Below are 26,205 nucleotides of genomic sequence, written 5' to 3' on the forward strand. Positions count from 1 at the left end.
TCACTGAGGAACGGGGTAGTTGGAGGCACGCTTTGGACCTAGGGGATATTTCGGCGTTGTTGCGCGCGCGCCCGGCGGGCCATTCGCTGCCCCGCGCGTTCTACACCGGCAGCGCGGCGTTCGAATTCGATCTCGCCGCAATCTTCGGCACGTCGTGGCTGTTCGCCGGGTTCGAGGCCGAGCTGCGCAAGCCGGGGGACTATATCTCCTTCATGGTCGGGCGCTGGCCGGTGCTCATCGTGCATGGCCGCGATGGGGAATTGCGCGCGTTCCATAATAGCTGCCGCCATCGCGGATCGATCCTGTGCAAGCCCGGCCAGGGCAGCGCGGCGCGGCTGGTCTGCCCCTATCACAGCTGGACATATGGGCTGGACGGGCGGCTGCTTGCGGCGAGCCGGATGCCAGAGGATTTCCAGAAGAGCGAGCACGGCCTGAAGCCAGTGCATCTCGAACGCATTGCCGGGGCGATCTTCATCTGCCTCGCCGAAACGCCGCCCGACATCAGCATGATGCGGCGCGACCTGACCCCACTGCTCGCCCCGCACAATCTCAGCCACGCCAAGCTCGCGCATCAATCGACTCTGGTCGAATATGCCAATTGGAAGCTGGTGATGGAGAATGGCCGCGAATGCTATCATTGCGCCGCCGGCCATCCCGAACTCGCACGCACCTTTCCGGTTCATGCCTCGGCCTATTTCGACTTTGCCGACAATACCGCCAGGGACTTCGAGGCGCGGATGGCGGCGCTCGGCATGCCGACCGGACCAGAGGGCGAGGATTGGTGGCAAGCGGTCCGCTTCCCGCTCAACGACGGCACCGTGGCGATGACCACCGACGGCACGTTCAACGTGAAGAAGCTGATGAGCGATGTCGGCGGCGGCGATACCGGCTCGCTGCGCTGGGCGGTCGAGCCCAATAATTTCTGCCATTCGACCAGCGAATATACCTTCGCCTTCGCCGCCATCCCGGTCTCACCGACCGAGACGCATGTGGTGTCCAAATGGCTGGTGCATGAGGACGCGGTCGAAGGCGTCGATTACGACATCGATACGCTGACGCATTTGTGGACGCAGACCAATTTGCAGGACAAGGAATTCGCCGAAAACAACCAGCTCGGCGTCAATTCCCCCGGCTACACGCCCGGCCCGTACAGCCCCGATGCGGAATCGCTGACACTGCGCTTCGTCGATTGGTATTGCGCGCGCGCCGCCGATTATCTCGCGCAGGCAGCGGCATGAGCCAGTACGACCCACGCTGGCGCGCCGAAACGCTGGCGGTGCGTGCGGGCTATGATCCGGCGAGCGCATCGAACGCCGCCAAGCCGCCGATCTACATGACCTCGACCTTCGCCTATGCCTCGGCCGCCCAAGCGAAGGACATTCACGAAGCCTATTTCGAGGGCACGGGACCCGAGGTTGGGCGGCCGGGGCACATCTACGCGCGGCTCGGCCATCCGGGGCTCGACATGGTGGAACTGCGCCTCGCCGCGCTCGACGGCGCGGAAGCGGCGGCGGTGTTCAACAGCGGGATGGCGACACACAGCGCGATCGCGCTCGCGCATTTGCGCCCCGGTGACAGCGTGGTGTTCAGCCGCCCGATCTATGGCGGCACCAACGGGCTTTATACGGGAATGATGCCAGGCTTCGGCGTGGGCCATGCCGAATTCACCGACGGATGCGACCGTTCCAGCGTAGAGGTTGCGGTCGACGCCGCGCTGACGCAAGGGCCGCTAAAGCTGATCGTGATCGAGACGCCGGCCAACCCGACCGCCGCGATCGTCGATATCGCGTTGGTAGTGGACATCGCCGACGCAGTCGGCACACGAACCGGAACGCGCCCGCTCGTCGTGGTGGACAACACCCTGCTCGGCCCGTCGATGCAGCGCCCGATCGAGCTCGGTGCCGATCTGTGCATGACGAGTCTCACCAAATATTGCGGCGGGCACAGCGACTTGATGGCGGGCGGTGTGTCGGGGCGCGAAGCCTTGGTCGCCCCGCTCCGTCTGCTGCGCACCACGCTCGGCAGCCATCTCGACCCCTATAGCAGCTGGCTGCTGCTGCGATCGATGGAGACGGTGCATCTGCGCGTCGAACGCGCGATGGACAACGCGCGAGCGGTTGCCGAATTCCTGCGCGGACACCCCAAGGTCGCCGGGATCACTTACCTCGGCTTCCTGGCCGAAGGCACGCCGCAGCGCGCGGTGTATGACCGGCAATGCAAGGCGGCGGGATCGACCTTCTCCTTCGCGGTCACCGGCGGCGAGGCGGAGGCATTCCGCTTCCTCGACCGGCTCCGGCTGTTGCGCTTCGCGGTCAGTTTAGGCGGATCGGAGACGCTGATCACGCATCCGGCAACGACGACGCATTATGCGATCTCGGCGGACGAGCGCGCGGCAGGTGGCATTACGCCCGCGACGCTGCGCCTCTCGGTCGGGATCGAGCATGTCGACGATCTGATCGCCGATCTTGCCCAAGCGCTGGAGACGATATGAACGTGGTGCCGCTGGTGCGCGATGTCCACGCGCTAGACACCAAGATCCCCCATGCCGAGGCGCATTTCGATCTGGTCGTGGTCGGCGCAGGCCATGCCGGGACGATCGCTGCGATCGCCGCTGCGAAGGCGGGCGACACCGTCCTGCTGATCGACGAGCATCCCGTGCCGAGCGCGCTGATCGGCACCGACGTTCCCTATTTCTTCGGCGGCCGCGCGACGGCGGCGGTGCAGCAGAGCGGGCGGATGCTCGAGCAAGTATTTGGCACCAATCCCGATCTGGAGGAGGCGTTCGAACTCGGCGTCGATGTGCGGCTCGGCACTGTGGCCTGGGGGCTCTACGGCAACGGGCCGGCGATGCGCGCCCTGCCCGAACCGCTGCTCGGGATCGCCGATGGCGAGGCGGCAATGATGATCGGGTTCAACCGGCTGATGCTGGCAACCGGCGCACGCGATGTCGTGTTGGGCTTTCCAGGCTGGAACCAGCCCGGTGTGATGGGCGCGCAAGGCTTTGCCGCACTGGCCACGCGCTACGAGGCGCTGGCAAGCCGCCGGATCGTGATCCTCGGGTCGGGGGCGCTTGGGCTGGAGACGGCGCTGCTCGCCCATGCGCACGGCATCGAAGTAGCGGCGGTGGTGGAGGTTGAAGATGCGGTGCAAGGCCCGGCCGAGCGCGCTGCGCAGGTCCGTGCGTCGGGCATTCGGATCCACCTCAGCACGACGATCGCCGCGACCAATAGCGGGATCGATGGGGTCGCGGGCGTGACGCTTGCTCCCCTTCATGCTTCCCCGGCGAAGGCCGGGGCCCAGTTGCACAGCGTCGATGGCGGATGGCAGCACACGACTTCAAGCACCTCCGATACTGGACCCCGGCCTTCGCCGGGGAGCAACTTGGGGATCGACCTAGCCTGCGACACGATCGTGCTTGCGATTGGCGTTACCCCGGCCACCGAACTGCTCGATGCCGCCGGAACCGGCCAGACCGAGACGATCACGCTGATCGGCGACGCTGCAACTGCAACGCCACCAGAAGCGGCCTATCTCCAGAAATGGGCGACAGCCCTCGCGCGTCATGCAACGCCCGACACGATCGTCTGCCAATGCGAGGAGGTAACCCGCGCCGATCTGCTCGGCGTGCAACCCCCACACTATCTCGATCGGCCGCAAGCGATGGCGGCACGCTCGCTTTCGTCGCTGCTGAACGATGGCCCGGCGCATCCCGACCAGGTCAAGCGCCTGACCCGCGCGGGAATGGGGCAATGCCAGGGTCGCCGCTGTCGCGACCAGGTCGCCTGCCTTCTCGCCGAACGGCAACAGGTGCCGCTGTCGACAATCCCCCTGGCAAGCTATCGCGCGCCCGTCCGCCCCGTCCCGCTCAGAATCCTCGCCGACTGGCAAGAGCGTGCCGATATGGCCGCGGGCTGGGACGTGTGGTTCGGCATCCCGACGCAATGGACGCCCTATGCCGTGATCGGCACGCCCGAGGAAGCCGAGCATGTCGCGGGCCTTGGCGGCAACATGCATGTCTGAGGCAGATATGCCAACAGGCGCAGCAGTCGTCGTGATCGGCGCGGGCGTCACCGGGCTCAGCGCCGCGTGGTGGCTCGCGCGATCGGGTCTCGATGTCGTGGTAATCGACAAGGGCATCGTCGGCTGGGAAGCGTCGGGCCGCAACGGCGGCGGTGCGTCACATTACCAAAGCCCGCTCTTCGCCGAGGAACAGCGGATGTGGCCGCAGATGGACGATCTGCTCGGCTATCCGACCGAATATGCGCGCGAACGGATCATCATCCAGCGGGATCCCGCGCTGCTCGACCATTATCGCGCGGTCGGGCGGATGTGCAGCGCGATGGGCTACCGCGTCGACGATCTCGATTCCGCCCAAGCGCAGGAAGCCGTGCCGCTAACCGACGAAACCTGCCTCGGCGGCATCCACCTGCGCTTTGGCGGTCATGCCAATCCACAGCGGACGGTGCAGGCCTATGCCTGGGCGTTGCAGGATCTGGGCGGGCGCATCCTGCAACATTGCCCGGCGCTCTCGATCGAGACCGCGGGCGGCAAAGTGGTCGCGGTGCAGACACCACGTGGGCGGGTCGCGTGCGATGCTCTGGTCGTCGCGGCCGGGCCGCAATCCGGGATGTTGCTCAGCCCCTTAGGTGTAGATTTCCCGCTCGCCTCTGCCCGCGCGGAAATGATCGTGACCGAGCCTGCGCCGCTGATGAAGATCGGCGGGGTCGATGGGAACGGGCTGTACGGACGCCAGACCTTGCGCGGCAACCTCGCCTTTGGTGGCGGGCCGCATGAGTGGATCGACATGGACGCGACCGGGCCGAGAGCACGCCCTACCTCGCCGCTGGTGCGCAACCTCGCGCGGCGCGTCGCCGAGATGTTTCCGCGCGCCGCGCACCTCAATGTCATCCGCTCCTGGGCCGGCGTGATCGAGAATACCCCCGACGGCCGCCCGATCATCGACCGGCTTGAGAACCCCGGCAACGTCACCGTCGCGACGATGTCGGGCGTCGGCTTCGGCCTGTCCCCGGCCAGCGGCCATGCGATCCGCGACCTCGTCCTCGACGGCACCTGTTCCTTCACCGACATCACCAAGCTCGGCCTCGCACGCTTCAAAAATCTCGAACCCGATTGGCGCGAGCGGCGGGGGTGGGCGGCATGAAGCGCTATTCAGCGCTGGCGCTGCTCAAGGCCGGGTTGAACGGACAGCGCGGCTGGGACCGGGCATGGCGCGATCCCGAACCACAGAAGAACTACGATGTCATCATCATCGGCGGCGGCGGGCATGGTCTGTCGACGGCCTATTATCTCGCCAAGGTTCACGGCATCCGCAACATTGCGGTGCTGGAAAAAGGCTGGATCGGCGGCGGCAATACCGGACGCAACACGACGATCGTGCGCTCAAATTACCGCCAGAAGCCGTTGCACGATCTGTTCGATTTCGCGCTCAATCTGTGGGACGGGATGAGCGACGAGCTAAACTACAACGTCATGTTTAGCCCGCGCGGTGCGCTGTTCCTCGGCCATAGCGACAGCGACATGACGATGCTGGCGCAGCGCGGCGACGCGCTCCGGTGCGACGGGATCGATGCCGAATTGCTGAGCCGCGATCAGGTCCATAAGCTTATCCCGTTGCTTGATATGTCGCGCGATGCGCGCTTCCCGATTCATGGCGGCATGACCCAGCGGCGTGGCGGCACCGCGCGGCACGATGCGGTTGCCTGGGGCTATGCCCGCGCCGCCGATACGCTGGGTGTCGACGTGATCCAGAAGTGCGAAGTCACCGGCTTTACGATGGACGGCGGTCGCGTAACCGGCGTGGAGACCAATCGCGGCAGCATCGGGGCGGGCCGGGTCGGCATTTGCGTCGCGGGCAATAGCGGACCGGTGGCGGCAATGGTCGGGCTGAACCTGCCGATCGAGGCGCAGACGCTGCAAGCCTTCGTCACCGAACCCGTCAAGCCGATGATCGACACCGTGATCATGTCGCAATCGCTGCATTGCTATATCAGCCAATCGGACAAAGGCGGCATCGTGCTGGGCGGCGATCCCGACCAGTTCCCGAGCTATGCACAGCGCGGCCTGCCCGCGCGGATCGAGAAAGCCGCCGCCGAGGCGATCGCTTTGGTCCCTGCCCTCTCGCGCCTGCGGATGGTGCGGTGCTGGTCGGGCACCACCGACATGAGCTTCGACGGATCGCCGATCATCTCGTCCTTGCCGGTCGACAACCTCTATCTCAATGGCGGCTGGTGCTATGGCGGGTTCAAGGCGACCCCTGCCTCGGGCTGGTGCTATGCGCATTTGCTGGCGACGGGCGCGAGCCATGCGCTTGCCGCACCCTTCGCGTTCGACCGCTTCGCGCACGGAGCCACGATCGACGAAGCCGGGGTCGGTTTCATGCCGCAACTGCGATGATGCAGATCGATTGCCCTTATTGCGGCGCGCGCGCGCAAATCGAGTTCGTTTACGAGCGCACGCTCGATTCGATCGTGACGCTGGATCTGCCGGCCGAGGAAGCAGTGGCGCGGCTCTACGCGCGCGCTAATCCGCGCGGGCTCGACGATGAGCTGTGGCGGCACAGCTTCGGCTGCCGCCAATGGATCGTGTTGCGCCGCCACCGCGTCAGCCACGCGATCGTCGCAGTCTCAGGATATGCCTCATGAGCGGCCCGTCACGCATTCCCGGTAATGCCGAGCCAACGCTGCGTTTCCGCTTCGACGGCGTGGAGTACCGCGCGCGCGCCGGCGATACACTCGCCGCGGCGTTGCTGGCGAACGGCGTGGGCCGGGTCGCGCGCAGTTTCAAATATCATCGCCCGCGCGGCGTGATGGCGGCAGGCGTCGAGGAACCCAATGCGCTCGTCACCGTGGGCGAAGGTGGGCGGACCGAGCCGAACACCCGCGCCACCGACCTGTATGTCTATGACGGCCTGATCGCGGTCAGCCAGAATCGCTGGCCAAACCTCGGCTTCGATCTGGGCGCGATCAACGGCCTTGCGGCACCGTTCCTGGCGGCAGGTTTCTATTACAAGACCTTCTTCGGCCCGCCATCGCGCTGGATGCTCTACGAAAAATTCATCCGTCGCGCAGCGGGCATGGGCAAGGCACCGACCGAAGCCGACCCGGACACCTATGAGCACCGCGCCGCCTTTTGCGATGTGCTGGTGGTCGGTGGCGGCATGGCGGGCATCGCCGCCGCGCGCGACGCGCACGCGGCGGGAGAGCGCGTGTGGTTGGTCGAACAACACGACAGGCTGTGCGGCGTGGCCGAGGGCGTGCGCGTGCTCACCCGCACGACGGCGTCCGGCCTGTGGGACCACGGCTTTGCGACACTGGTCGAACGGCTGGTCGAACCCGGACAAACCCCCGCCCCCGGCCAGCCCGCCCAACGCCTGTGGCACGTCCGCGCGAAGCGCATCGTGCTGGCGACCGGCGCGATCGAGCGGCCGCTGACCTTTGCCGGGAACGATCGCCCCGGCGTCATGCTGTCGCAGGCGGTGCGCCGCTATATCGATCGCTTCCGGGTCCTGCCGGGCAAGCGCGTCGTCATCGCCACCAACAATGACGATGCCTATGCCACCGCCGACGCAGTCGCGGCGGCGGGCGGCGAAGTCGTCGCGATCCTCGATTCCCGCGCATCGGGCCGTGCCACGCGTTTCCCGGTCTTCACCGATGCCGTGCCGCTTTCGACCAAGGGTCGCACGCACCACCTCGCTTCGGTCGAGGCGCGGATCGGCGGGACAGCGCGCCGCTTCGAGGCCGATCTGCTCGCGGTGTCGGGTGGCTTCACGCCCGTCGTCCATCTCCACAGCCAGGCCGGCGGAAAGCTTGACTGGCGCGAGGATCTGCAAGCCTTCGTGCCGGGTGCTTCCGCGCAAGCGGTGAGCAGCGTCGGCGCGGCGGCGGGGGATATCCCGGCTGTCACGGCGACCGCCGCCGACCTGCCCGACCCGAAGCACAGCTTCATCGACTTCCAGAACGACGTCACCGCCGCTGACATCGATCTCGCCTGGGCGGAGGGGTATCGCTCGGTCGAACATCTCAAACGGTACACCACGCTCGGCATGGCGACCGATCAGGGCAAGACGAGCAATATGGCGGCGCTCGCCCGGCTCGCCAGCGTTGCCGGGGTAACGATCCCGCAGGCCGGCCTGACGACCTTCCGTCCGCCTTTCACGCCGCTGACGCTCGGCACGCTGGCCGGGGGAGATGCAGGGGGCCATGCCGCACCCGCCCGCCGCCTCGCGCTCTACGACCGGCACCAAAGGCTGAACCCGCTATGGCAGCCGCTCGGACTGTGGCATCGCCCGCGCGCTTATCCGATCGGGGACGAGACGCTGCACGCCGCGGCGTTGCGCGAGGCGCGTGCGGTGCGCACCGCCGCCGGGATCGTCGATGTCTCGACGCTCGCGAAGTTCGCGGTCACCGGTCCCGATGCCGCCGCCTTCCTCGAAATCGTCTGTGCGACCGGCGTGGCGAAGCTGGCGGTCGGGCGGGGCCGCTATACGTTCATGCTGCGCGAAGACGGCATGGTGATGGATGACGGCACCGTCTGGCGCATTGCCGAGACGCGCTATCTATTGACCAGCTCGACCGGCGGCGCGGACCGGATGGAAGCGCATCTGAGTTACGCACACCGAATCCTCGCGCCGCATCTGAAGGTATCGGTGGTCGCGCAGCAGGAACATTTCGCCGGCATCGCGCTCGCCGGGCCGCTGTCGCGCGACATCCTCGCCGCGCTGACCGGCATCGATCCACCCGCGCACATGGGCGTCGCGCAGGCGGCGATTGCGGGGGTAGCCGTCCTGATCCTCGCGGCGAGCTATAGCGGCGAACGCGCGTTCGAAATCTATGCCGAGGGCCATTTGGCCGGTCCGGTGTGGGATGCACTGGAAGCCGCCACGCGGGCGGCCGGCGGCTATCCGTATGGGCTGGAGGCGTTGGAATTCCTGCGCATCGAAAAGGGCCATATCGTGGTGGGTGCCGAGGCCGATGGCCGCACCACGCCGCACGATTTGTCGCTCGAACGGATGCTGCGCAAGGCAGGCGGATACATCGGCGCGAGCGGCCTGACCCGCCCCGCGCTTGCCGCCGAGGATCGGGCACAGTTGATCGGCCTGACCAGCGACACCCCGATCCCAGAGGGCGCGATGCTGATCGCGGCCGACGGCGCACCGGTCGACGGCCATGTCACCTCCGCCGCAGCGCGGGTAACCGGGAGTGGAGCAATCGCGCTGGGCTTGCTCGCGGGCGGACGGGCGCGGTCGGGCGCGGTGCTGCTCGCATCCTCCCCGACGCGCGGCAAGTCGGCCCGCGTGACGGTTACGGTACCGATCTTTTACGATTTGGAAGGCGCGCGCTACCGTGATTGATGCACCCGTTGCCTTCACCATGGCACCCGCCGGCGACGTGATCGCGCTCGACCTTTGGGACGCGGCCCCGCCCGAGACGGCGTCGGGCATGCGGATGCTGCAGGTCGAGCCGCGCCGGTGGTGGCTGATCGGTGCAAGCGCGCAAGGCGGTGCCCTTGCCGCGCTGGTCGGCCATACCGGCGCATTGACGCCAATCGGCGGCGGATTGACCCGGTCTGTCCTCACCGGTGCGGGCTGGCGCCAACTCCTCACGATCAGCGGCTGCTTCGATGTCGAGGATCCGCGCTTCGGCGTGGGCAGGATCGCTGCCACGACGCTCCACCACGTACCGGTGTGGATCGCGCCGACGGGTGACGAGACATGCGAGGTGTATCTTGCCAACAGCTACGCGGCTACGCTGAACGATCTGTGGTCGCGCTGCGTGACCGGCCAAGGGGGGCCTTCATGATGCCATCGCCTGCACCGCGCCTCGATTCTGCGCGCTGGTATGTCGTGCTGGTGCTCGGACTCGTCTATGCCGTCAACATCGCCGATCGCTATGTCGTGGCGACAGTGCTGGAGCCGATCCGCAAGGAATTCGGGCTGAGCGATTCGGGCGTTGCATGGCTTACCGGGGTGACGCTCGCTTTCTTCTACATTTCGGTCGGGCTGCCGATTGCCAAGTTGGCCGACCGTTCGAACCGGCGGAACATCGTCGCCGCCGCGATGATCCTGTGGTCGGCGATGACCGCGCTGCTCGGCTTTACCCAGAATTACTGGCAATTCCTGCTCGCCCGCATTGGGGTGGGCGTTGGCGAAGCCGGCGGTACGCCGCCTTCCACTTCGATCATCGCAGACAATTTCCCGCGCGGGCGGCGCGCCTATGCGCTCACCGTCTATGCGCTCGGCCTGCCGCTCGGCGCGTGGATGGGGTCGAGCCTGGCGGGCGCGATCGTCGAGTATTTCCATAGCTGGCGCGCCGCCTTCATCGCGCTCGGCGTGCCCGGCGTCGTGTTCGGCGTGCTGATCCTGCTGACTGTGCGCGAGCCGGTGCGCGGCCGCTTCGAACTGGTGACCGAGGATAGTGCGCCGACCGCCACCTTCACCGAAACGTGCCGCTACATGTGGTCGACGCGCTCGGCGTGGCACATTAACGCGGCGGGAACGGTCATCTGCCTGTGGGGCTGGGGTCTATTGTGGTGGACGCAGACCTATCTCGAACGCGAATATGGCCTGTCCACGGCGCAGGCAGGTGCGCGGCTCGGCACGATCTATTTCTGGGCGGGCAGCGGCGCGACGATCGCGACCGGCCTGATTCTCGCGATGCCGCAAATGCAGGATGCCAAGCGCGTCGCGTGGCTGCTGAGCGGGCTGGTGCTGCTGTCGACGATTCCGTCCTTCATCGCCTATTACACCCATTCGCTGACAATCGCGACGGCGATGCTGTGGCTCGTGGTGCCGACCGCCTATCTCTATGTTGGGCCGACGATGGCGCTGCTGCTCAATTTCCTGCCGCCGACGATGCGCGCGCAAGGGATGGCGATCAGCTTGCTCACCGCCAACGTTGCTAATCTGATCATCGCGCCGACCGCCGTCGGCTGGATCAGCGACACGCTCGCTGGCCCGCTCGGCAGCAATGCGGAATCGCTGCGCTATGCGCTGATGGCGCTGTCGCTGACGGGTTTCTGGGCGGCCTATCATTACTGGACGGCGGTGCGGACCTTCGCGGCGGACGATGCGCGCGTGCAGATGGTCGGCGCGGCGGCGTGAGGCTTGGAGACCCGATGACCCCACAGCCCTTCATCCTGACCCTGTCGTGCGAGGATCGCCCCGGCATCGTCGCAGCGGTGTCGGCGCACATCTTCGTGTGCCACGGCAACATCACCGATTCGAGCCAATATAACGATGCGGATTCGGGCCGATTTTTCCTGCGCACCGCCTTTGCGATCCCCGCCGATGGCGACCCCGCAACGCTGCGCGCCGGGTTCGACAGTCTCGCCAGCCGTTACGGGATGACGCTGTCGCTGCGCCCGGCCGATGCGCGGCAGAAGGTGCTGATCCTGGTGTCGAAGTTCGACCATTGCCTGGTCGACCTGCTCTATCGCCGCCGCATTGGTGAACTCGACATGGAGGTGGTCGGGATCATTTCGAACCACCCGGCCGAGCATTTCGGCAAGCTCGATTTGGCCGACATCCCCTTCCACCATCTGCCGATCACGCCCGCGACCAAGGCCGCGCAGGAGGCCCGGATCTGGGCGATCCATCAGGACAGCGGTACCGACCTCGTCGTGCTCGCGCGCTATATGCAGATCCTGTCGGACGATCTCTCGGCCAAATTCGCGCATCGCTGCATCAATATCCACCACAGCTTCCTGCCCGGCTTCAAGGGCGCGAAACCCTATCATCAGGCGCATGCGCGCGGGGTGAAGGTGATCGGCGCGACCGCCCATTATGTCACCGGCGATCTCGACGAAGGCCCGATCATCGAGCAGGATGTCGAACGCATCAGCCATGCCGACACGGCCGAGGATCTGGTGCGCAAGGGGCGCGATATCGAGCGGCGCGTGCTGTCGCGCGCGGTCGGGCTGCATTTGAGCGGGCGGGTGCTGGCGAATGGTGCACGGACGATCGTGTTCCGCGATTGAAGGATTGCCGATGATTGCCGCGTCGCTCCTGCTCGCCGCCGCCGCGCCTGCGCAGCCGGCCTATCGTGACATGGCGAACTGGCTGTGCCGCCCCGGTCGTGTCGATGCCTGCAGCGGCGACATCGCCGCGACGATCGTTACGCCCGATGGCGTGCACGTGCGCGAGCCCCGTCTGCGGCACACACCGCCGAAGGTCGACTGTTTCTACGTCTATCCGACCACGTCGATGGACCCCGCCCCGCTCAGCGACATGATCGCAGGCGATGGCGAAACCGGGATGGCGGCATCGCAGGCAGCACCCTTTCGCAGCGTCTGCCGCGTGTTCGCGCCGCTCTATCGTCAAGTCACGCTGCCAGCGCTGCGCGCCGCGATGCGCACTGGGAAACGCCTGTCTGCGGCCGATTTCGAGACGCCCTATGCCGATGTCCGTGCCGCCTTTCGCGACTATCTGGCGCGCGACAATCGCGGGCGGCCGTTCGCGCTGATCGGCCATAGCCAAGGCTCGGCGCTGCTGAAGCGGCTGGTGATGGAGGAGATCGACGGAAAGCCAGTGCAGCGCCGGATGCTCTCTGCAATCCTGCCCGGCACGGCAGTGCTAGTCCCGCGCGGGCGCGATGTGGGCGGCGATCTGAAATCCGTGCCGCTGTGTCGGGCAGCGTCGCAGACTGGCTGCGTCGTCACCTGGGCGAGCTACCGCGACACCAATCCGCCACCCGCCAATGCCTTGTTCGGTCGCGCGGCGGCGGGGACGGGCGACCTCGTTGCAGGCTGCACGAACCCCGCGCGGCTGGCGGGCGGCTCTGCGCCGCTCGATCCGCTGCTCGGTTTTCCGTGGTGGCAGGGCGGTGTGGCGCAGTTCAAGCAACCGGCGATTTGGACCGCGCTGGGCAAGCCGGTCGGCACGCGTTTCGTGCGGATGCCGGGGCTGCTGTCGGGCGAATGCGTCGAGCGTGGCGGGTTCCGCTATCTGGCAGTGCGCGTCAATCCGGTCGCCGCGACCGATCTGACCGCGGCCACCGTCGGCCCCGACACGGTCGGCGACACCGCTTATCCCGATTGGGGCTTCCACGTCGTCGACATCGCGATCGTCGAGCGCGACCTGATCCGGCTGGTCGCGCGCCAGAGTGCTGCCTGGCACATAAGAAAATAGGGGACGGTCGCCCGCCCCCCATCTTCATTTCACCGGTTTCGCTACGGTCAGAATATGACCTTCGCGCGCAGGCCGATCGTGCGCGGACGCGCCAGCGTGTTGCGGCTGCCCGCCTGATAGACCTGATAATAGGTCGCGCGCGCGATGTTGGTCACCGTCACGCCATTGGCGAGATTATTGCCGTACACGCCGAGTTCGAAATTGCCGATGTTGTAGGTCGCCGATGCGCTGAGATTGTGCGATTCGGGGATGACGGCGAAGGTCTGGCTCGGCCCGGTCGCAGTCAACTTGCCCGCGACCAGCGACGTGGTGAAGTTGTTGAAATTCGTGTTCTGCGACGATTGATATTGATACCCGAGCTGCAGATGCATCTCACCCGAGCCGACCGTTCGATCATAGAACGCCTGGAAATTGGCGGTATATTTCGGATAATACGGCGTACGGTCGCCATTGAACGCGCCGACCGTCGGGATGTCGCCATTCGCCGTCGAATCGTTGACCGATCCGGCGAACGACAACGTCAGTTCGGGCGTCGCCTTGACGGTTGTTTCGATTTCGAGCCCTTTGCTGGTGATCTTGCCCTTGTTATCGGTGAAGAAATACGAGCAGTTGAGCCGCAGCCGCGACTGCACGTCCGACCAGTCGATATAATAAGCACTGGCGTTGAGCGTGATACGGCCGCCGGCAAGCTTCGCTTTCTCGCCGATCGTATAGTTCCACAATTTGTCGGGGCCAAAGGTCAGCGGCGCTGTATTGTAGCCATAGGAAGCGAGTTGATTGGTACATTGTTGGGCAAGATTAGGATTGCCGCCAGCCGGGACCGGCGTGAAATCGAGTGGCACGGGTTGATTACCGCCCCCGTAGCGGAACCCCTTCGCAACTTCGCCATAGATCAGGAAATCATCGTTGACCTTGTATGAGATGTTGCCGCGAGGATTGAAGCCGTTCGATTTGAGCGTCGCATTGGTTGTCAAAGGCTTGTTATTGATAACGCCATAGACACCACCCGAATATAGATAGTATTTTTCCTTGAAATTAAAGTAGCGCACGCCTCCCGTCAGATCGAGCCGGTCGGTGACATGCCACGTCCCGTCGGCATAGGCCGCGAACTGATGCTCGTTGACGTCCTGTAAGCCCGAGTAGATGTCATTCGGCTGAAATGCGCCGTCCACCGTTTGCGAGTTATACAGGCCACCCGGCACGTTGAACGGGCCGTAGAAATAATTCATGTACGACAGCGTATCGAAGCCCGGCACCGGGATGTCCTGCCGCAAATGGCGGTCCTGCTGTTCGTAGAACACGCCGACCGTCCATTTCAGCGGGCCGCCGCTCTTCGAAACGAGCCGCGCCTCGCCCATGTAATCCTTGAGCTTCTGGTCGATCTGGTAATATTCCGCCGGCAGCGAGCGGGCGAGCGCGTCACTATAGGCGGTCGGGGCCTCGAACAGCGGATATTTGTTGGTCTGCGGCGTCAGCGCCGAGCCATAATCCTGGAAGAAATAGCCGATCTGCGGCTCGACCGATGCATCGAAGCCGATCGCGCGATCGGTATAGGCACCCGTCACGATCAGATTGGCGAAGCCCGCATCATAATCCGCGCCGAGCTGATACAGGCGGAAGCGGTCATCGGTACCCTCCGGCGCGTTGGTCAAAATTGTATACGGCGCAAGACCGCTGAACGCGGTGTTCAGCCCGCGCGCGATGCTGCGTTCATAGGTGATGCTGCCATCGATTGTCAGATCGGGGCTCGGCGTCCAGCGCACCGCGACACGACCCTGATAGGTGTTGTTGCTGTTGGCGTTCTGCTTGTTGCGCAGGCCGATATTGTCGATGAAGCCGCCATCGCGCCCGACATAGAAATTCGCGCGCACGGCGAGCGTGTCGGACACGATCGGCAGGTTGATCATGCCGCGGATGTTATAACTCGCGGCACCATGTTCGGTCGTCGCCACCCCCGCTTCGGCGGTTCCGAAGGTCTTTGTCAGGCTGGGCTTGGCGGTGACGAAGCGGATCGTGCCCGCCATCGATCCGGCACCGAACAGCGTGCCCTGCGGCCCGCGCAGGATTTCGACGCGTTCCAGATCATAGACCTTCAGGTCGGGCGTCTGGCCCTGCAGCGAGATCGGCGTATCATCGAGATAGACCGCGACGAGGCTGCGATCCGACGTATCGGACGAGGCATAGCCGCCGGTCGAAAGGCCGCGCATGTTGAACTTGTTGAAGCCCGGCGCACCCTCGGTGATCGACAACGAGGGGGTGAATTTGGCGAGGTCGGACAGATTGCCTTGGCCCGATTTGGTGATCTGGTCGATGTTCACGACCGAAATCGGGATCGCCACTTTCTGCAGCGACTCCGCACCCGAGCGGTTGGCGGTGACGACGATGTCGGTCAGTTCGTCCTTCGAGGGTTCTGCCGGTGCGACCTGAGTTGCCGCAGCGGGTGCCGCGGGATCGGGGGCGGCGAAGGCGGCGCTCGGTGCGATGAGCGCCAGGCTGGCACCCGAGGCCAGCAACATGGCCAGCATTGGCGTGCGGCGACCGAAACACGCGGTCTGGTGGTGTGAAATCATGCTGAATCCCCCTTGTCGAACAGTCTCGTCATATCGTCATTACGCCGCTCGGGGCTGCGTGGCTCCCGCGCTGACGAACGATTGGAGGCACCCCCCAATTGCGGAGGCTCATCCCATTCTTGGCAAGCGCAAAGCAAAATTACTGGATAGGGGCATCCAATATTGCGATCATGGCCGATCTGCGGGCGCGTTGGCAAGGGCACCGAGTGCAGACTTGAGCGGCCCAAGCCATGGATCGAAGTGCCGCCACTGGTCGAGCCCGTCGCGAAAAATCGGGCGACGGACCTGTTCCGAACTGGGCGTGCGCACCGCCCGATCATTGTCAAAAAAGCGCAGGCACGCGGGTTCGAACGTCAGCCCGACATGGTCGAGCAAGCGGCGCACTTCGTCCTCGGGCGCATCGACCAGCGACTCGTACGAAACACGGTGGACACGCCCCGGCAGCACCGCGTCGAAATGCGCCATCAGCGCGATATAGTCGGCATAATAGCGCCCGAGGTCGGTCAGATCGTAGCTATACCCCTGCCCCGCCGCGAAGCCCTGTTTGAACAACGATACGCAGCAGGCCAGCGGATTCCGCCGAACATCGATAATCTGCGCGTTGGGAAGGGTCAGGTGTATCAAGCCGATGTGCAGGAAATTGCCGGGAAATTTATCGACGAAATGCGGACGATCGGTGCTCCGGCGGGGACCGGTCCGTTCCAGATAAGCCCGCCCGAGCTCGGCAAAAGCGCCAAGCGCCACTTCCGCCAGCGATTGCGGATAGCCCCCCTGCCCCCGCACCTGCGCGGCGAGCGTGGTGATGTCGGGCAATTCGGACAGGCCCTCGACCCGGCTGTGGCTGGCAAGAATGTGTTCGACCAGCGTCGAACCCGATCGCGGCATCCCGAGCACGAAGATCGGATCACGCGCGGGACATCCTACGGCAGCGCGATCGGCGAAGAAGGCCGGGCGATAGGTCGCGATGCTGCGTTGCACGAAGGCGGAATGCGCGGCGGCATCGTAGGGCGTGGCGGCACGGCGGGCGGCGTTGGCTGCGGTATATTGGCCAAAGGCCGGTCCGTAGTCGGCGGCATCCTCCAACGCCTTACCCAGCGCGAAATGCAGATAGCCGCGGCCGTCGGTGCCGAGCGCGGCATTTTCGAGCAACGCCCGCATCGCCGCGACGTCCTCAGTCGCAAAGCGCCAGGTCTTGAGATTGGCAAGACTCCAATAGGCCTCGCCGAAATGCGGCTCGATGTCGATCGCGCGGCGATAGGCGGCCACCGCATCGCTTTGACGCGCAATGCTACGCAGCGCATGTCCGTATGCGTGCCACAAGCGGGCATCGTCGGGCATCACCGTGAGCGCCGCCGCGAATGCCTCCACCGCTTCGCGCTCGCGGCCCAAGTTCATCAGGATGCTGGCATGGAGCGCCCGTACCGGCCCCGCCGCCGCATTGGCCGTCAAAATCGGTGCCACCTCCGCCAACGCCTCGGCAAAGCGTTCCAGCCGCAGGAGCATTATCGCGCGGTGGAAGCGGGCCGGAGCGTAATCTGGTGCCGCCGCGACGGCCCGCGCGAGCAGACCCTCCGCCGCCGCATCGCACCCGCTTCGCACGGCAACATCGGCGAGCAGGCGCAGCGCCGCCGGATCGTTGAAGTCCAGCCCAAACCGCGCGCGCAAAGCGTCGCTGGTGGCAGTGCCCGGCGCATCGACCCACGCCAGCACGGCCGCCACCAGCGCCGCATCGCCGACACTGCCCGGCAGCAATCGCGCCTGCGCCGCCGCCGCCCGCGCCGGATCGGCCAAGCCATTGAGATCGCCCAGGGCATGCCAGGCGAGCGACGCGCGCGGATTGGCGGCGGTTGCGCGCTCCAACGCCGCTATCGCTTCGTCCGAGCGCCCCAGCATCGCCAGCGCCATGCCCTGCTCATAGTGCAGCCCCCACGCGCCGGGCCGTTCGGCCGCGAGCGGGTCGAGAATTTCGAGCGCGCCAGCCACTTCCCCACTCCGCCGCAGCGCCGCCCCGAGCAGAAATCGCACCTCCAGCGATGGCGGTAACGTGCGCGCCAGCTTTGCCGCCGCGCGCGGATCGACCCCGAGCAGCGCCTTGGCTTGCCCGATCCGGGTCGCCACATCGCGCTGATCGTCGGGCCGCGTCATATCCTTCAGCCTCTATGCGGGCGGGGCGCGAAAATCTATCGTCGCGTCATGCCATGATATTGGCAGGATGCCGGGCGCCGTGCCCTTCTCGATCGGTTTGAGGGATAAGGGGATAGCATGCCGGGGTCACGCCGCGACTTTCTCGCCGCCACGCTCGGCGGCATTGCGCTAAGCGGCACTGCCGCGCGCGCCGCAACCACCAAAGCACCCTGGGCGCTCCCCCCAAAGGGCGCGGTCAAGCATCTCGAAATCGTGCGGATTAAAATGCGCGACGGGATCGAATTGTGCGGCCAGATCTGGCTCCCCGCCGATGCAGACATGCGGCCCGCCCCGGTCGTGCTTGAATACATCCCCTATCGCACGCGCGACGCATACTCCTCGCCCGACGGCTATTGGGGCGACACGCTGGCAAGCCACGGCATCGGCTTCGCGCGGATCGACCTGCGCGGATCGGGCGATTCGGGCGGCTTGCTCCGCGACGAATATTTGGCGCAGGAGCAGGACGATGCGGTTGAGATCATCGCCTGGCTCGCCGCCCAGTCGTGGTCGAACGGATCGGTCGGCATGCGCGGCATATCCTGGGGTGGCTTCTCGACGCTGCAGACCGCGATGCGCAATCCGCCCGCGCTGAAGGCGATCATGCCGATGGCCTGCTCCGACCGGCGCTTCACCGACGATGCGCATTTTGTCGGCGGGTGTCTGGGCCTCACCAATTTCAAATGGGGCGCGAATTTCAAGGGCGTGATGGCCGCACCGCCCGATCCCGCGGTGGCCGGCCCCGGCTGGGAGAAGATGTGGCGCGAGCGGCTCGACGCCTCGCCCCCGATCATCGCGCGCTGGACCGGGCATCAGCGTGAGGATGCCTATTGGCAGCACGGATCGCTGCACTTCGATTATGCCGCGATCCGCTGTCCGACCTATGTCGTTGGCGGTTGGGCCGATGCCTATGTCCATTCGGTGCCGCGCTTGCTCGAGCGGCTGAACTGCCCGCGCAAGGCGCTCGTGGGGCCGTGGGGCCACACCTATGCGTGGGTCGGCGGCCCCGGACCGGCGCTCGACTGGGCACATGAGGAGGTCCGCTGGTGGTCGCACTGGCTGCGCGGGACGGCGACCGGAATCATGGATGAGCCAATGCTGCGCTTCTACCTGCCCGACGCGACGCCCGCACAATCCGCACCGGGCGCGACGCCGGGCGCGTGGAGCGCCGAAACGGTGTGGCCGTCGGCTAACACCCACCTGCAGCGGCTGCATTTGACCGATGCCGGTCTGTCGCCGCGACCGGGCCCCGGAAAGCAGCGCACGCATCGATCGAACAATGCGGTCGGCCTGGCGACACCCGAATGGGTTCCGTTCGGCCAGGCCGAGATGCCGGGCGATCAGCGGCGCGACGACGCGCTGTCACTCTGCTACGACATGGCACCGCTGCCGGCCGATGTGGAACTCCTTGGCGTGCCCAGCGTGCGGTTGCGCGTCGCCGCCGACAAACCCGTTGCGCAGGTCGCGGTGCGGCTGTGCAAGGTGCTGCCCGACGGCACGTCATGGCGGCTGGCCTATGGCATCCTCAATCTAACGCACCGCGATGGCCACACCAGCCCCAAGCCGCTGTCGCCGGGCAAGATGGCCGACATCGCAATCGATCTGGGCTTCGTCGCGCAGCGCCTGAAAGCCGGAGAGCGGCTGCGCATCGCCATTTCGGAAGGACTGTGGCCGCTCGTCTGGCCCTCGCCCGACAGCCCGACCCTGACACTCGACCCGAGCGCCAGCACGCTGTCATTGCCGGTGCGCACGCCGCCGCTGGTCGCCCCCGTCATGCCGATCGCCAGCGTCACCATTGCCCCCGAAAGGGGCGATGTCGTCGTGACGACCACCGATGATCATGGCCGCCTCAGCGTCGCGGGAACTTGGCCGGACAAAGCGCGCACCTGCGCCAACGGCACGATCCTGTCGGGCTACGGTCCAAACACCGTCGCCACCATCACCGCGGGCGAGCCCAATAGCGGCTCCTGGTCGGGCACGCGCATCAGCCGGTATCGCCGTGGCGACTGGAATTGCGAACTCCGCATCGGCTTCACGGTGACCTCGACCGCACACGTCTTCAAGGTCAGCGAAGCATTGTCAGCGTATAGAGACGGCGTTGAAATCTTCCGGCGCGAAACGACCGACGCCGTGATGCGCGACTTGCTTTGAACGGTTTGCCGGCCACGTGACAGTGCGCGTCGCGGCTGTCGCCAGTGCGGCTTCATCCGTCCTCAGCCGCGATGAACGGGATCTTGCCGAGCGGCGAATCGTCGAGGAAGCCGGCCGTTCCCCTAGACCGACCGTCCGCTCGCGAAACGGGATCTGCGTCTCGCGCAGGATCGGCTCGAGCTTGTTGGAGGTATTGCGGATGCCGAACCGGCACAATGTGATCATCGACCCATCCCCGCATCTGTCCCGCATCACTGACACACTCGCGTGACGGATTTGCCGCGCTCCTGCGTGTGCGGCAGTTATGCCCCACGGCCCCTCAGGTCGCGTTGTTCGAAACGCGCACGGGCCGCGTCTATGAAAGCGCGGACATTGACCGAGGCGCGACGGCTTGCCTGATAGACGAGATGCACCGGCACTGCGGGCGGGGCGAAACCATCGAGGAGCGTCACAAGGCTTCCGGAACCGATCGCATCCATCGCCTGATAGGAGAGGACACGCGCAATCCCCACACCCTCGATTGCCGCTGCAATTGCCGCGTCGGCGGTGTTTGCGGCCAGCCGCGGCTCGATCCGGATGGCGGGCTTGCCGGTCGGGCCGAACCGCCATTCATGCCCGCGATCCAGTTCGGTGAACGCGATCAGCGCATGATCGTGGAGCGCAGGGATGCTTGCGGGCGTGCCATGCGCGGCGAGATAGGCAGGACTCGCCACGAGGACCCTGCGCACCTCCGCGACCTTGAACGCGTGGAGCGAAGAATCCGACAAATCGCCGATGCGGACCGCGACGTCGATTCCCTCGTCGACCAGCCGCACAACACGATCGATCAGCGTCAGTTCGATCTTGAGTGCGGGGTGCTCGCACAGCAGCGCGGTCGCGATCGGCAGGATGTGGAGCCGCCCGAACGTGACCGGCGCAGTGATGACGAGGGTTCCTCCGGGCGTCGCGCCGGCGCCGCGCAGCGCCAGCGCGGCGTCGTCGAGATCAGCTAACGCCGCGCGACAGCGCTCCAGATAGGCTGCACCCTCGTCGGTCAGGCGCACAGAGCGCGTCGTGCGGCGCAGGAGCGCGGTGCCGAGGGATTGCTCAAGCGCCGCGATCGCCCGGCTTGCGGCGGTGGGCGAGATTCGCAGCCGCCGCGCCGCCTCGGCGAAACTAACCTGGTCGGCGACCGCCACAAAGGTCCGCAGCATATCCAGCCGATCCATAATTATCCCGATCTACGCAAGAGTGATATGTCAAATGACCGGATTATCACGGGCTGGCAAATCGCGCATTCCTACTGTGCAGGCGGCATCCAGCGGCCCGCCCCGGAGAACGCGCCATGTCCCGCCTGACCATCCCCACTCGTGAAGACGCCCCCGCAAAGTCGCAGCCGCTGCTCGCAGCCGTCGAAAAGCAGCTCGGGGTCGTCCCCAACCTTTTCCGCCTCGTCGGCACGAGCCCCGCCGCGCTCGAAGGCTATCTCGGACTGAACGGCGCGCTCGGCCACACGCTCGACGCCAAGACCCGTGAGCGGATCGCGCTGGCGATCGCCCAGGCCAATGGCTGCGATTATTGCCTGTCGGCGCACACCTATCTCGGGCTCAACCTCGCCAAAATCGACGACGCCGAGATCGCGCTCAACCGCGCCGGCCGTTCGGGCGACGCCAAGGCCGATGCTGCCGTCGTGTTCGCCCGCAAGGTGCTCGAAGCGCGCGGGCACGTCAGCGATGCCGACGTCGCCGCAGTCCGCCTTGCGGGCTTCAGCGAGGCGCAGGTGATCGAGATCGTCGCGAGCGTCGCGGTCAACGTGCTCACCAATTACATCAACAATGTCGCCGAAACCGACATCGACTTCCCCGTCGTCCAAGCCGCGCAAGCCGCCTGACGCCTCCCGCCGTCGGCGGGCTCGCCCCCCGCCCGCCGACACCCCCCCTTTTTGCCCGGAACCCAGTCATGGCCAATGGCTTCCTCGACATTGCCACAACGCCCAGCGTGCGCGCCGCGCAGGCCGCGAACGGCAGCGCCGGGATGTATGACAAGGTGGGTCAGCACCGGCGATCGGACCGGTTCACCCGGACCGAGGCGACGTTCATCGCCGCGCGCGACAGCTTCTACATGGCGAGCGTCTCCGAGCGTGGCTGGCCCTATGTTCAGCATCGCGGCGGACCGCCGGGGTTTCTCAAACTGATCGACGAGACGACGCTCGCCTTCCCCGATTTCCGCGGCAATCGGCAATATATCAGCCTTGGCAACATCGCGGATAACGATCGGGTGTCGCTCATCATGGTCGATTATCCACACCGTCGGCGGCTCAAGCTCTACGCCCGGATCGAAGCGCGCGATCTCTCCGCCGATGCCGATCTCGCGGCGACGCTGGCGCTTCCTGATTATCGCGGCGTGGTCGAGCGCGCATTCCTGCTCCGGCTGGAGGCGTTCGACTGGAATTGCCCGCAGCACATCACGCCGCGCTTCTCGCAGGCTGAACTCGCTCCGGTGAGCGCGCGCCTTGCAGCGCTCGAAGCCGAAAACGCCGCACTTCGCGCCGCCCTCGCCGAAAAGGAACCGCCCGCATGACCGTCGCCGAAATCCCGCGCCCGCCGCTGCCCCCTTTCACACGCGAGACGGCGCTGCTCAAGGTCCGCGCGGCAGAGGACGCCTGGAACAGCCGCGATCCCGCGCGCGTCGCGCTTGCCTATACGGTCGACAGCGAATGGCGAAACCGCGACTCGTTCCTGGTCGGACGCGACGCGATCGTCGCGCTGCTCACCCTTAAATGGCGACACGAGGAGGAGTATCGCCTCGTCAAGGATCTGTGGGCGTTCACCGACAACCGGATCGCCGTCCGCTTCCAATATGAGTGCCGCACCGCCGGGCAATGGTATCGCTGTTACGGCAACGAGCAGTGGGAGTTTGCCGAAAACGGGCTGATGCGCCGCCGCGAGGCTTCGGTGAACGACCTCGCGATCGCCGAAGCCGACCGTCGGTTCCGCTGGGACGGCCCCGCACCGCGACCGGTGGGGGATCCCGGGTTAATCGGCGTAGGCGCGTGAGCGCGATCCGCGTCGGGGCGCATGCTGCGGTGCCCGCGCTGCGCGAAACGCTGTCCACGATGGCGGCGCGACTCGTCGACGGCATCCCGCGCGTTGCCGCCATTGCCCAACCACGCCAGAAAGGATTTTCACATGCTGCGTAAACTGATGATGCTCTCACCGCTCCTGCTGATCGCCGCCGCCGGCCCGCACGATGCGCCGCGTTACAACAAGGCGGGTGCGCTGATCATCCCGACCGATTACCGCGATTGGGTCTTCCTAAGTTCCGGCCTCAACATGAATTATGGCGTGGCCGCGCGCACCGGCGACGATGACTTCGACAATGTCTTCGTCGATCCGGCGTCGTGGCGCGCCTTCAAGGCGACCGGGCACTGGCCCGAGGGGACGATTTTCGCAAAAGAAGGCCGGCTCGGCGTGACCACAGGCTCGATCAACCATTCGGGCCACTTTCAGGCGGGCGACAAGACCTATCTCGAACTCCATGTCCGCGACAAGCGCTTCTCCGGCGGCTGGGGCTTTTTCGAGGTGGACGGCGCCAAGCCCGCACGCGCGCTGCCGCAAACGGCAAGCTGTTATTCTTGCCACCAGCAGCATGGCGCGACGGAAACCACGTTCGTCCAATTCTATCCCACGGCCAAGCCGATCGCCGTCAGGACGGGCAATTTCGATGCGAGCCGCTAGGCTCGGCAAGACGGGGCAGATTCCCCGTCGCGGCGCCAAGCAAGCATGGCAGCCCTGACATAGGGCATGGTCACTGCCAGCACGTCAGAAGCGATCGAGGTGCGCAGTTGATGACCAGTGGCGGTTATCGCGCGAATATCCGCCTCGCGCCTGCTCGACGCAAGGATCCCCAGGATATTGGCGACTGCGTCCGACCCGATCTTCGTGCTGATGTCATACGGCGCGAACGGCGCGGCGAACGCGGCCAACAGTGCAAGCCCGACCGATAAGATCGAGAACAGCGCAGCCCTGAACCAAATTCGGCGAAACAGGAGACGCACGAGCCATTGCCAGCGCGAGGTCATACGCGCGCCTTCCGGCCGGAGCGAAGCAGTAGCAGGCGCGGAAGCACCGCGATTACGGTCCGACATCCTCCGCCGCTGCACGCCTGCGTACCGACGAACTTTCCGCGAACCCTAACGCCTTGGCGATCGGGGCGTTCCAGCCATAAGGATCGGTTCGAAAGGCGACATGGCCGTCGGTTTCGACAAAGGCGTTGTGGTAGAGCAACCGCACTGGAATTTGCTTCGGCAGGGCGACCAGGGTGTATTTGCCGCTGGCATGCGCGCGCTCCCATTGATCGGCGATGCCTTCGTCCTCTGCGATGCGTTGCGCAAAACCGAGCGCATTCTCGACCCGTACGCACCCGTGGCTCAAGTAGCGCGCGCTACGATCGAACAGCGTCGGCGCGGACGTGTCATGCAGGTAGATCGCATAGTCGTCACGCATGTCGAACTTGACGAGCCCTAGGGCGTTGTTCGGCCCCGACTGCTGAATGATCCAGCCATTCCTGCGGACCATATTGCGCCGCCGGAGATAGGCGGCGCTGACGCCCGCCATTTCCCCTTTCTCGATCGACTTGGGGATCGTCCAAGTTGGATTGGCAACCAGCCGGAACATCGGAGCCAGCAACTGGGGGGTCTCCTTGCCAGGCTGACCCACGATGACGCGGCGGCTGTCGACCAGCTTACCGTCCCGATAATAAAAGAGCCGTGCTGCGGCGGTGTTCACGTCGATGCGCGTTGGCGGCGGCGTGCGCGTGAGCCAACGCAGGCGCTCCAGCGCCACCGCCAGTGCGACCGCGCGATCACCCGGCCGCAAATTGAGAATTTCGAGCGTCGCGGGACCGATGACGCCATCTGCTGCGATACCATAGTCCCGCTGCAGGCTTTTTACGGCGTCCGCAATCCGCGTTGTGTAGCGATTAGCGTCGAGCGCCGGAGACGGGGCTCCTTTCGAGGCGCCTTCGGCATTGTCGAGCGTCAAATATTCGGCGCCGACCAGATCGGCAACGATCGCAGGAACTCTTATATCGGTGTCGCCAACGCGGAGAATGCCGGTCGCGATCTTTGCCTGATCGCCCCCATCGCTTTGAGAACGCGCGGCGAGATAGGCTTGGGAGAGGCGTTTATACACATCGTCTTGCGGCGCGAGACTGGCGAGCCACGTGTCCAGCGTGCCATCCGTGATCGCTTGCGCGAGCGGCGTGGCGAGATCCGTATCAGGCCGTGGCAGCGTGTAGATCGCGTGCAGTTTCGACGGGTCGGTCGCCCCGCGCGCGAGCGCTGCCGCATAGTCCAAGGCCGCTCGCGTCAGGGCTATTTCGCGACCCGCTGGGCTCGGCGACGACTTGGACGTCTCGATAAAGCCGTGGCGATCAAGGCCGTGGCGGGGGCGCTCGGCTAAGCTGCGCTTGAGCGCGCGTTCTGCGGGATCAGACCAGACGGCCCGCCACCCGTTCGCTTCGTAAAAGCGCCGGGTCGCCGAATCGGTGGCGGCCGCGCGCAAGGCGGTGGTTAGGAGTGATCCCTCGGTTGCAGGGGTCTCGGCACTCGGTGCCGCTTGCAGAGGTGCGGCAGTCGCAACACCGCTGTGGCAGCCAGCCCACAGCATGACCGGGAAAAGCATATGCAACGGTGGAGCAGTGCGAACGGTGCGTATTTTCATGTTCAAGATATACGACGCAGCTACCGGATAGGTCCACACCCGTGCGGCGGAAGCGCGCGGGGTCGTGCGCTTTGTGCGGACATTTTCATGGCCTTCAGCTTTTCTGCCTATCGAGACCAATGGCTTCCCCGTGGCGGCAGCCTGTCACGCGACGTCTTGCCGGCATCGTCGTCGCGCTCGCCCTGATCCCAGAGGCGATCGGCTTTTCGGTGATTGCGGGAGTCGATCCGCGGATCGGCCTGTGCGCCTCGGTCGCTATCGCGATGACGATCGCGCTGATCGCGCATTCGGGATCGGCCTTGGTCTGCAAACACCGATTGTATCACGGTCTCGCAAAGCCGTGGCGTAGAGCGCTCTGCGGACCGGCCGAATGATGCAACCTCGCCTTGTCACGGCAGAAGGGGGTTTATCTGGCTGATTTTGGGCACGCGGTCGGCCTGTGCAACGATCTTAGGCG

General features: G+C 65.6%; 22 protein-coding genes and 1 pseudogene. 18 read left to right on the forward strand and 5 right to left on the reverse strand.

Features of this window, described 5'->3' with window-relative positions; genetic code table 11:
- The first annotated feature begins 32 nt into the window (after positions 1–32).
- The 11 genes from HMP06_RS10285 to HMP06_RS10335 are packed head-to-tail and all read left to right on the forward strand — an operon-like array spanning position 33 to position 13,144.
- Entirely contained in the window at positions 33–1,238 is a 1,206-nt protein-coding gene (locus HMP06_RS10285; RefSeq protein WP_232089589.1) for an aromatic ring-hydroxylating oxygenase subunit alpha, read from the forward strand.
- Entirely contained in the window at positions 1,235–2,491 is a 1,257-nt protein-coding gene (locus tag HMP06_RS10290; protein WP_176497008.1) for a cystathionine gamma-synthase family protein, read from the forward strand. The genes HMP06_RS10285 and HMP06_RS10290 overlap by 4 nt, the downstream gene beginning before the upstream one ends.
- Positions 2,488–4,020 (forward strand): FAD/NAD(P)-dependent oxidoreductase, encoded by a 1,533-nt coding sequence (locus HMP06_RS10295; protein ID WP_176497009.1) that lies wholly within the window; start codon positions 2,488–2,490, stop codon positions 4,018–4,020. The genes HMP06_RS10290 and HMP06_RS10295 overlap by 4 nt, the downstream gene beginning before the upstream one ends.
- Positions 4,013–5,161, forward strand: coding sequence for an NAD(P)/FAD-dependent oxidoreductase (locus HMP06_RS10300; RefSeq protein WP_232089590.1), 1,149 nt, complete (start codon positions 4,013–4,015; stop codon positions 5,159–5,161). The genes HMP06_RS10295 and HMP06_RS10300 overlap by 8 nt, the downstream gene beginning before the upstream one ends.
- Positions 5,158–6,414, forward strand: coding sequence for a sarcosine oxidase subunit beta family protein (locus HMP06_RS10305; RefSeq protein WP_176497011.1), 1,257 nt, complete (start codon positions 5,158–5,160; stop codon positions 6,412–6,414). Before HMP06_RS10300 ends, HMP06_RS10305 begins: the two co-directional genes overlap by 4 nt.
- Positions 6,411–6,662, forward strand: a complete 252-nt coding sequence (locus HMP06_RS10310) for a sarcosine oxidase subunit delta (protein WP_176497012.1) — start codon at positions 6,411–6,413, stop codon at positions 6,660–6,662. The genes HMP06_RS10305 and HMP06_RS10310 overlap by 4 nt, the downstream gene beginning before the upstream one ends.
- Entirely contained in the window at positions 6,659–9,370 is a 2,712-nt protein-coding gene (locus HMP06_RS10315) for a 2Fe-2S iron-sulfur cluster-binding protein (RefSeq protein WP_176497013.1), read from the forward strand. The genes HMP06_RS10310 and HMP06_RS10315 overlap by 4 nt, the downstream gene beginning before the upstream one ends.
- Positions 9,363–9,818, forward strand: coding sequence for a sarcosine oxidase subunit gamma family protein (locus HMP06_RS10320; RefSeq protein WP_232089593.1), 456 nt, complete (start codon positions 9,363–9,365; stop codon positions 9,816–9,818). Before HMP06_RS10315 ends, HMP06_RS10320 begins: the two co-directional genes overlap by 8 nt.
- Positions 9,815–11,119, forward strand: a complete 1,305-nt coding sequence (locus HMP06_RS10325; protein ID WP_232089595.1) for a spinster family MFS transporter — start codon at positions 9,815–9,817, stop codon at positions 11,117–11,119. The genes HMP06_RS10320 and HMP06_RS10325 overlap by 4 nt, the downstream gene beginning before the upstream one ends.
- 14 nt (positions 11,120–11,133) lie before the next feature.
- The gene (gene purU / locus HMP06_RS10330; RefSeq protein WP_176497014.1) at positions 11,134–11,994 is read left to right on the forward strand and encodes a formyltetrahydrofolate deformylase; all 861 of its coding nucleotides are present in this window, start codon (positions 11,134–11,136) and stop codon (positions 11,992–11,994) included.
- A 10-nt stretch (positions 11,995–12,004) separates the two neighbouring features.
- Positions 12,005–13,144, forward strand: coding sequence for a DUF3089 domain-containing protein (locus HMP06_RS10335; RefSeq protein ID WP_176497015.1), 1,140 nt, complete (start codon positions 12,005–12,007; stop codon positions 13,142–13,144).
- Between the two features lie 47 nt (positions 13,145–13,191).
- Here HMP06_RS10335 and HMP06_RS10340 read toward each other — a convergent pair whose 3' ends face one another.
- Entirely contained in the window at positions 13,192–15,714 is a 2,523-nt protein-coding gene (locus HMP06_RS10340) for a TonB-dependent receptor (RefSeq protein WP_232089597.1), read from the reverse strand.
- 168 nt (positions 15,715–15,882) lie between these two features.
- Complete coding sequence (locus HMP06_RS10345) at positions 15,883–17,859, reverse strand: tetratricopeptide repeat-containing sulfotransferase family protein (RefSeq protein ID WP_176497016.1); 1,977 nt, start codon at positions 17,857–17,859, stop codon at positions 15,883–15,885.
- 117 nt (positions 17,860–17,976) lie between these two features.
- Between HMP06_RS10345 and HMP06_RS10350 the strand changes: the two genes are divergently transcribed.
- Positions 17,977–20,046 (forward strand): CocE/NonD family hydrolase, encoded by a 2,070-nt coding sequence (locus tag HMP06_RS10350; protein WP_176497017.1) that lies wholly within the window; start codon positions 17,977–17,979, stop codon positions 20,044–20,046.
- A gap of 302 nt (positions 20,047–20,348) precedes the next feature.
- Here the strand turns inward: HMP06_RS10350 and HMP06_RS10355 are convergent, their stop codons facing one another.
- A complete protein-coding gene (locus HMP06_RS10355; protein ID WP_176497018.1) occupies positions 20,349–21,254 on the reverse strand; it encodes a LysR family transcriptional regulator in 906 nt (301 codons plus the stop codon).
- 116 nt (positions 21,255–21,370) lie between these two features.
- On the opposite strand from HMP06_RS10355, the gene HMP06_RS10360 reads away from it, so the two are divergent.
- The 5 genes from HMP06_RS10360 to HMP06_RS10380 all read left to right on the forward strand — a co-directional run bounded on the left by HMP06_RS10360 (position 21,371) and on the right by HMP06_RS10380 (position 23,762).
- A complete protein-coding gene (locus tag HMP06_RS10360; protein WP_176497019.1) occupies positions 21,371–21,916 on the forward strand; it encodes a carboxymuconolactone decarboxylase family protein in 546 nt (181 codons plus the stop codon).
- A 68-nt stretch (positions 21,917–21,984) separates the two neighbouring features.
- Positions 21,985–22,605 carry a pyridoxamine 5'-phosphate oxidase family protein gene (locus HMP06_RS10365; RefSeq protein ID WP_176497020.1) on the forward strand — a complete coding sequence of 207 codons (621 nt, stop codon included), beginning with the start codon at positions 21,985–21,987 and terminating at the stop codon, positions 22,603–22,605.
- Positions 22,602–23,081, forward strand: coding sequence for a nuclear transport factor 2 family protein (locus tag HMP06_RS10370; RefSeq protein ID WP_197940681.1), 480 nt, complete (start codon positions 22,602–22,604; stop codon positions 23,079–23,081). Before HMP06_RS10365 ends, HMP06_RS10370 begins: the two co-directional genes overlap by 4 nt.
- A complete protein-coding gene (locus tag HMP06_RS10375; RefSeq protein WP_176497021.1) occupies positions 23,078–23,224 on the forward strand; it encodes a hypothetical protein in 147 nt (48 codons plus the stop codon). The genes HMP06_RS10370 and HMP06_RS10375 overlap by 4 nt, the downstream gene beginning before the upstream one ends.
- Positions 23,214–23,762 (forward strand): cytochrome P460 family protein, encoded by a 549-nt coding sequence (locus HMP06_RS10380; protein WP_176497022.1) that lies wholly within the window; start codon positions 23,214–23,216, stop codon positions 23,760–23,762. The genes HMP06_RS10375 and HMP06_RS10380 overlap by 11 nt, the downstream gene beginning before the upstream one ends.
- Here the strand turns inward: HMP06_RS10380 and HMP06_RS10385 are convergent.
- On the reverse strand, positions 23,759–24,106 hold the full coding sequence (locus HMP06_RS10385) for a hypothetical protein (protein ID WP_176497023.1): 348 nt from the start codon (positions 24,104–24,106) through the stop codon (positions 23,759–23,761). The genes HMP06_RS10380 and HMP06_RS10385 overlap by 4 nt on opposite strands.
- Positions 24,107–24,158: 52 nt before the next feature.
- Positions 24,159–25,748 carry a L,D-transpeptidase family protein gene (locus HMP06_RS10390; protein ID WP_232089598.1) on the reverse strand — a complete coding sequence of 530 codons (1,590 nt, stop codon included), beginning with the start codon at positions 25,746–25,748 and terminating at the stop codon, positions 24,159–24,161.
- Positions 25,749–25,835: 87 nt separating this feature from the next.
- Here HMP06_RS10390 and HMP06_RS10395 point away from each other — a divergent pair.
- Positions 25,836–26,029 (forward strand): annotated as a pseudogene (locus HMP06_RS10395) (SulP family inorganic anion transporter); the annotation flags it as partial.
- Between the last annotated feature and the right edge of the window lie 176 nt (positions 26,030–26,205).

Origin of the sequence: Sphingomonas sp. HMP6, from assembly GCF_013374095.1 — a bacterium.
In the GTDB taxonomy this organism is placed as follows: Bacteria; Pseudomonadota; Alphaproteobacteria; order Sphingomonadales; family Sphingomonadaceae; genus Sphingomonas.

Coding starts and splice junctions, on each gene's coding strand:
- HMP06_RS10365 (WP_176497020.1), top strand. CDS start 21,985: ATGGCCAATGGCTTCCTCGACATTGCCACAACGCCCAGCGTGCGCGCC.
- HMP06_RS10380 (WP_176497022.1), top strand. CDS start 23,214: ATGCTGCGTAAACTGATGATGCTCTCACCGCTCCTGCTGATCGCCGCC.
- HMP06_RS10300 (WP_232089590.1), top strand. CDS start 4,013: ATGTCTGAGGCAGATATGCCAACAGGCGCAGCAGTCGTCGTGATCGGC.
- HMP06_RS10295 (WP_176497009.1), top strand. CDS start 2,488: ATGAACGTGGTGCCGCTGGTGCGCGATGTCCACGCGCTAGACACCAAG.
- HMP06_RS10350 (WP_176497017.1), top strand. CDS start 17,977: ATGCCGGGGTCACGCCGCGACTTTCTCGCCGCCACGCTCGGCGGCATT.
- purU (WP_176497014.1), top strand. CDS start 11,134: ATGACCCCACAGCCCTTCATCCTGACCCTGTCGTGCGAGGATCGCCCC.
- HMP06_RS10315 (WP_176497013.1), top strand. CDS start 6,659: ATGAGCGGCCCGTCACGCATTCCCGGTAATGCCGAGCCAACGCTGCGT.
- HMP06_RS10335 (WP_176497015.1), top strand. CDS start 12,005: ATGATTGCCGCGTCGCTCCTGCTCGCCGCCGCCGCGCCTGCGCAGCCG.
- HMP06_RS10310 (WP_176497012.1), top strand. CDS start 6,411: ATGATGCAGATCGATTGCCCTTATTGCGGCGCGCGCGCGCAAATCGAG.
- HMP06_RS10290 (WP_176497008.1), top strand. CDS start 1,235: ATGAGCCAGTACGACCCACGCTGGCGCGCCGAAACGCTGGCGGTGCGT.
- HMP06_RS10355 (WP_176497018.1), bottom strand. CDS start 21,254: ATGGATCGGCTGGATATGCTGCGGACCTTTGTGGCGGTCGCCGACCAG.
- HMP06_RS10390 (WP_232089598.1), bottom strand. CDS start 25,748: ATGAAAATACGCACCGTTCGCACTGCTCCACCGTTGCATATGCTTTTC.
- HMP06_RS10360 (WP_176497019.1), top strand. CDS start 21,371: ATGTCCCGCCTGACCATCCCCACTCGTGAAGACGCCCCCGCAAAGTCG.
- HMP06_RS10345 (WP_176497016.1), bottom strand. CDS start 17,859: ATGACGCGGCCCGACGATCAGCGCGATGTGGCGACCCGGATCGGGCAA.
- HMP06_RS10325 (WP_232089595.1), top strand. CDS start 9,815: ATGATGCCATCGCCTGCACCGCGCCTCGATTCTGCGCGCTGGTATGTC.
- HMP06_RS10370 (WP_197940681.1), top strand. CDS start 22,602: ATGACCGTCGCCGAAATCCCGCGCCCGCCGCTGCCCCCTTTCACACGC.
- HMP06_RS10385 (WP_176497023.1), bottom strand. CDS start 24,106: ATGACCTCGCGCTGGCAATGGCTCGTGCGTCTCCTGTTTCGCCGAATT.
- HMP06_RS10340 (WP_232089597.1), bottom strand. CDS start 15,714: ATGATTTCACACCACCAGACCGCGTGTTTCGGTCGCCGCACGCCAATG.
- HMP06_RS10305 (WP_176497011.1), top strand. CDS start 5,158: ATGAAGCGCTATTCAGCGCTGGCGCTGCTCAAGGCCGGGTTGAACGGA.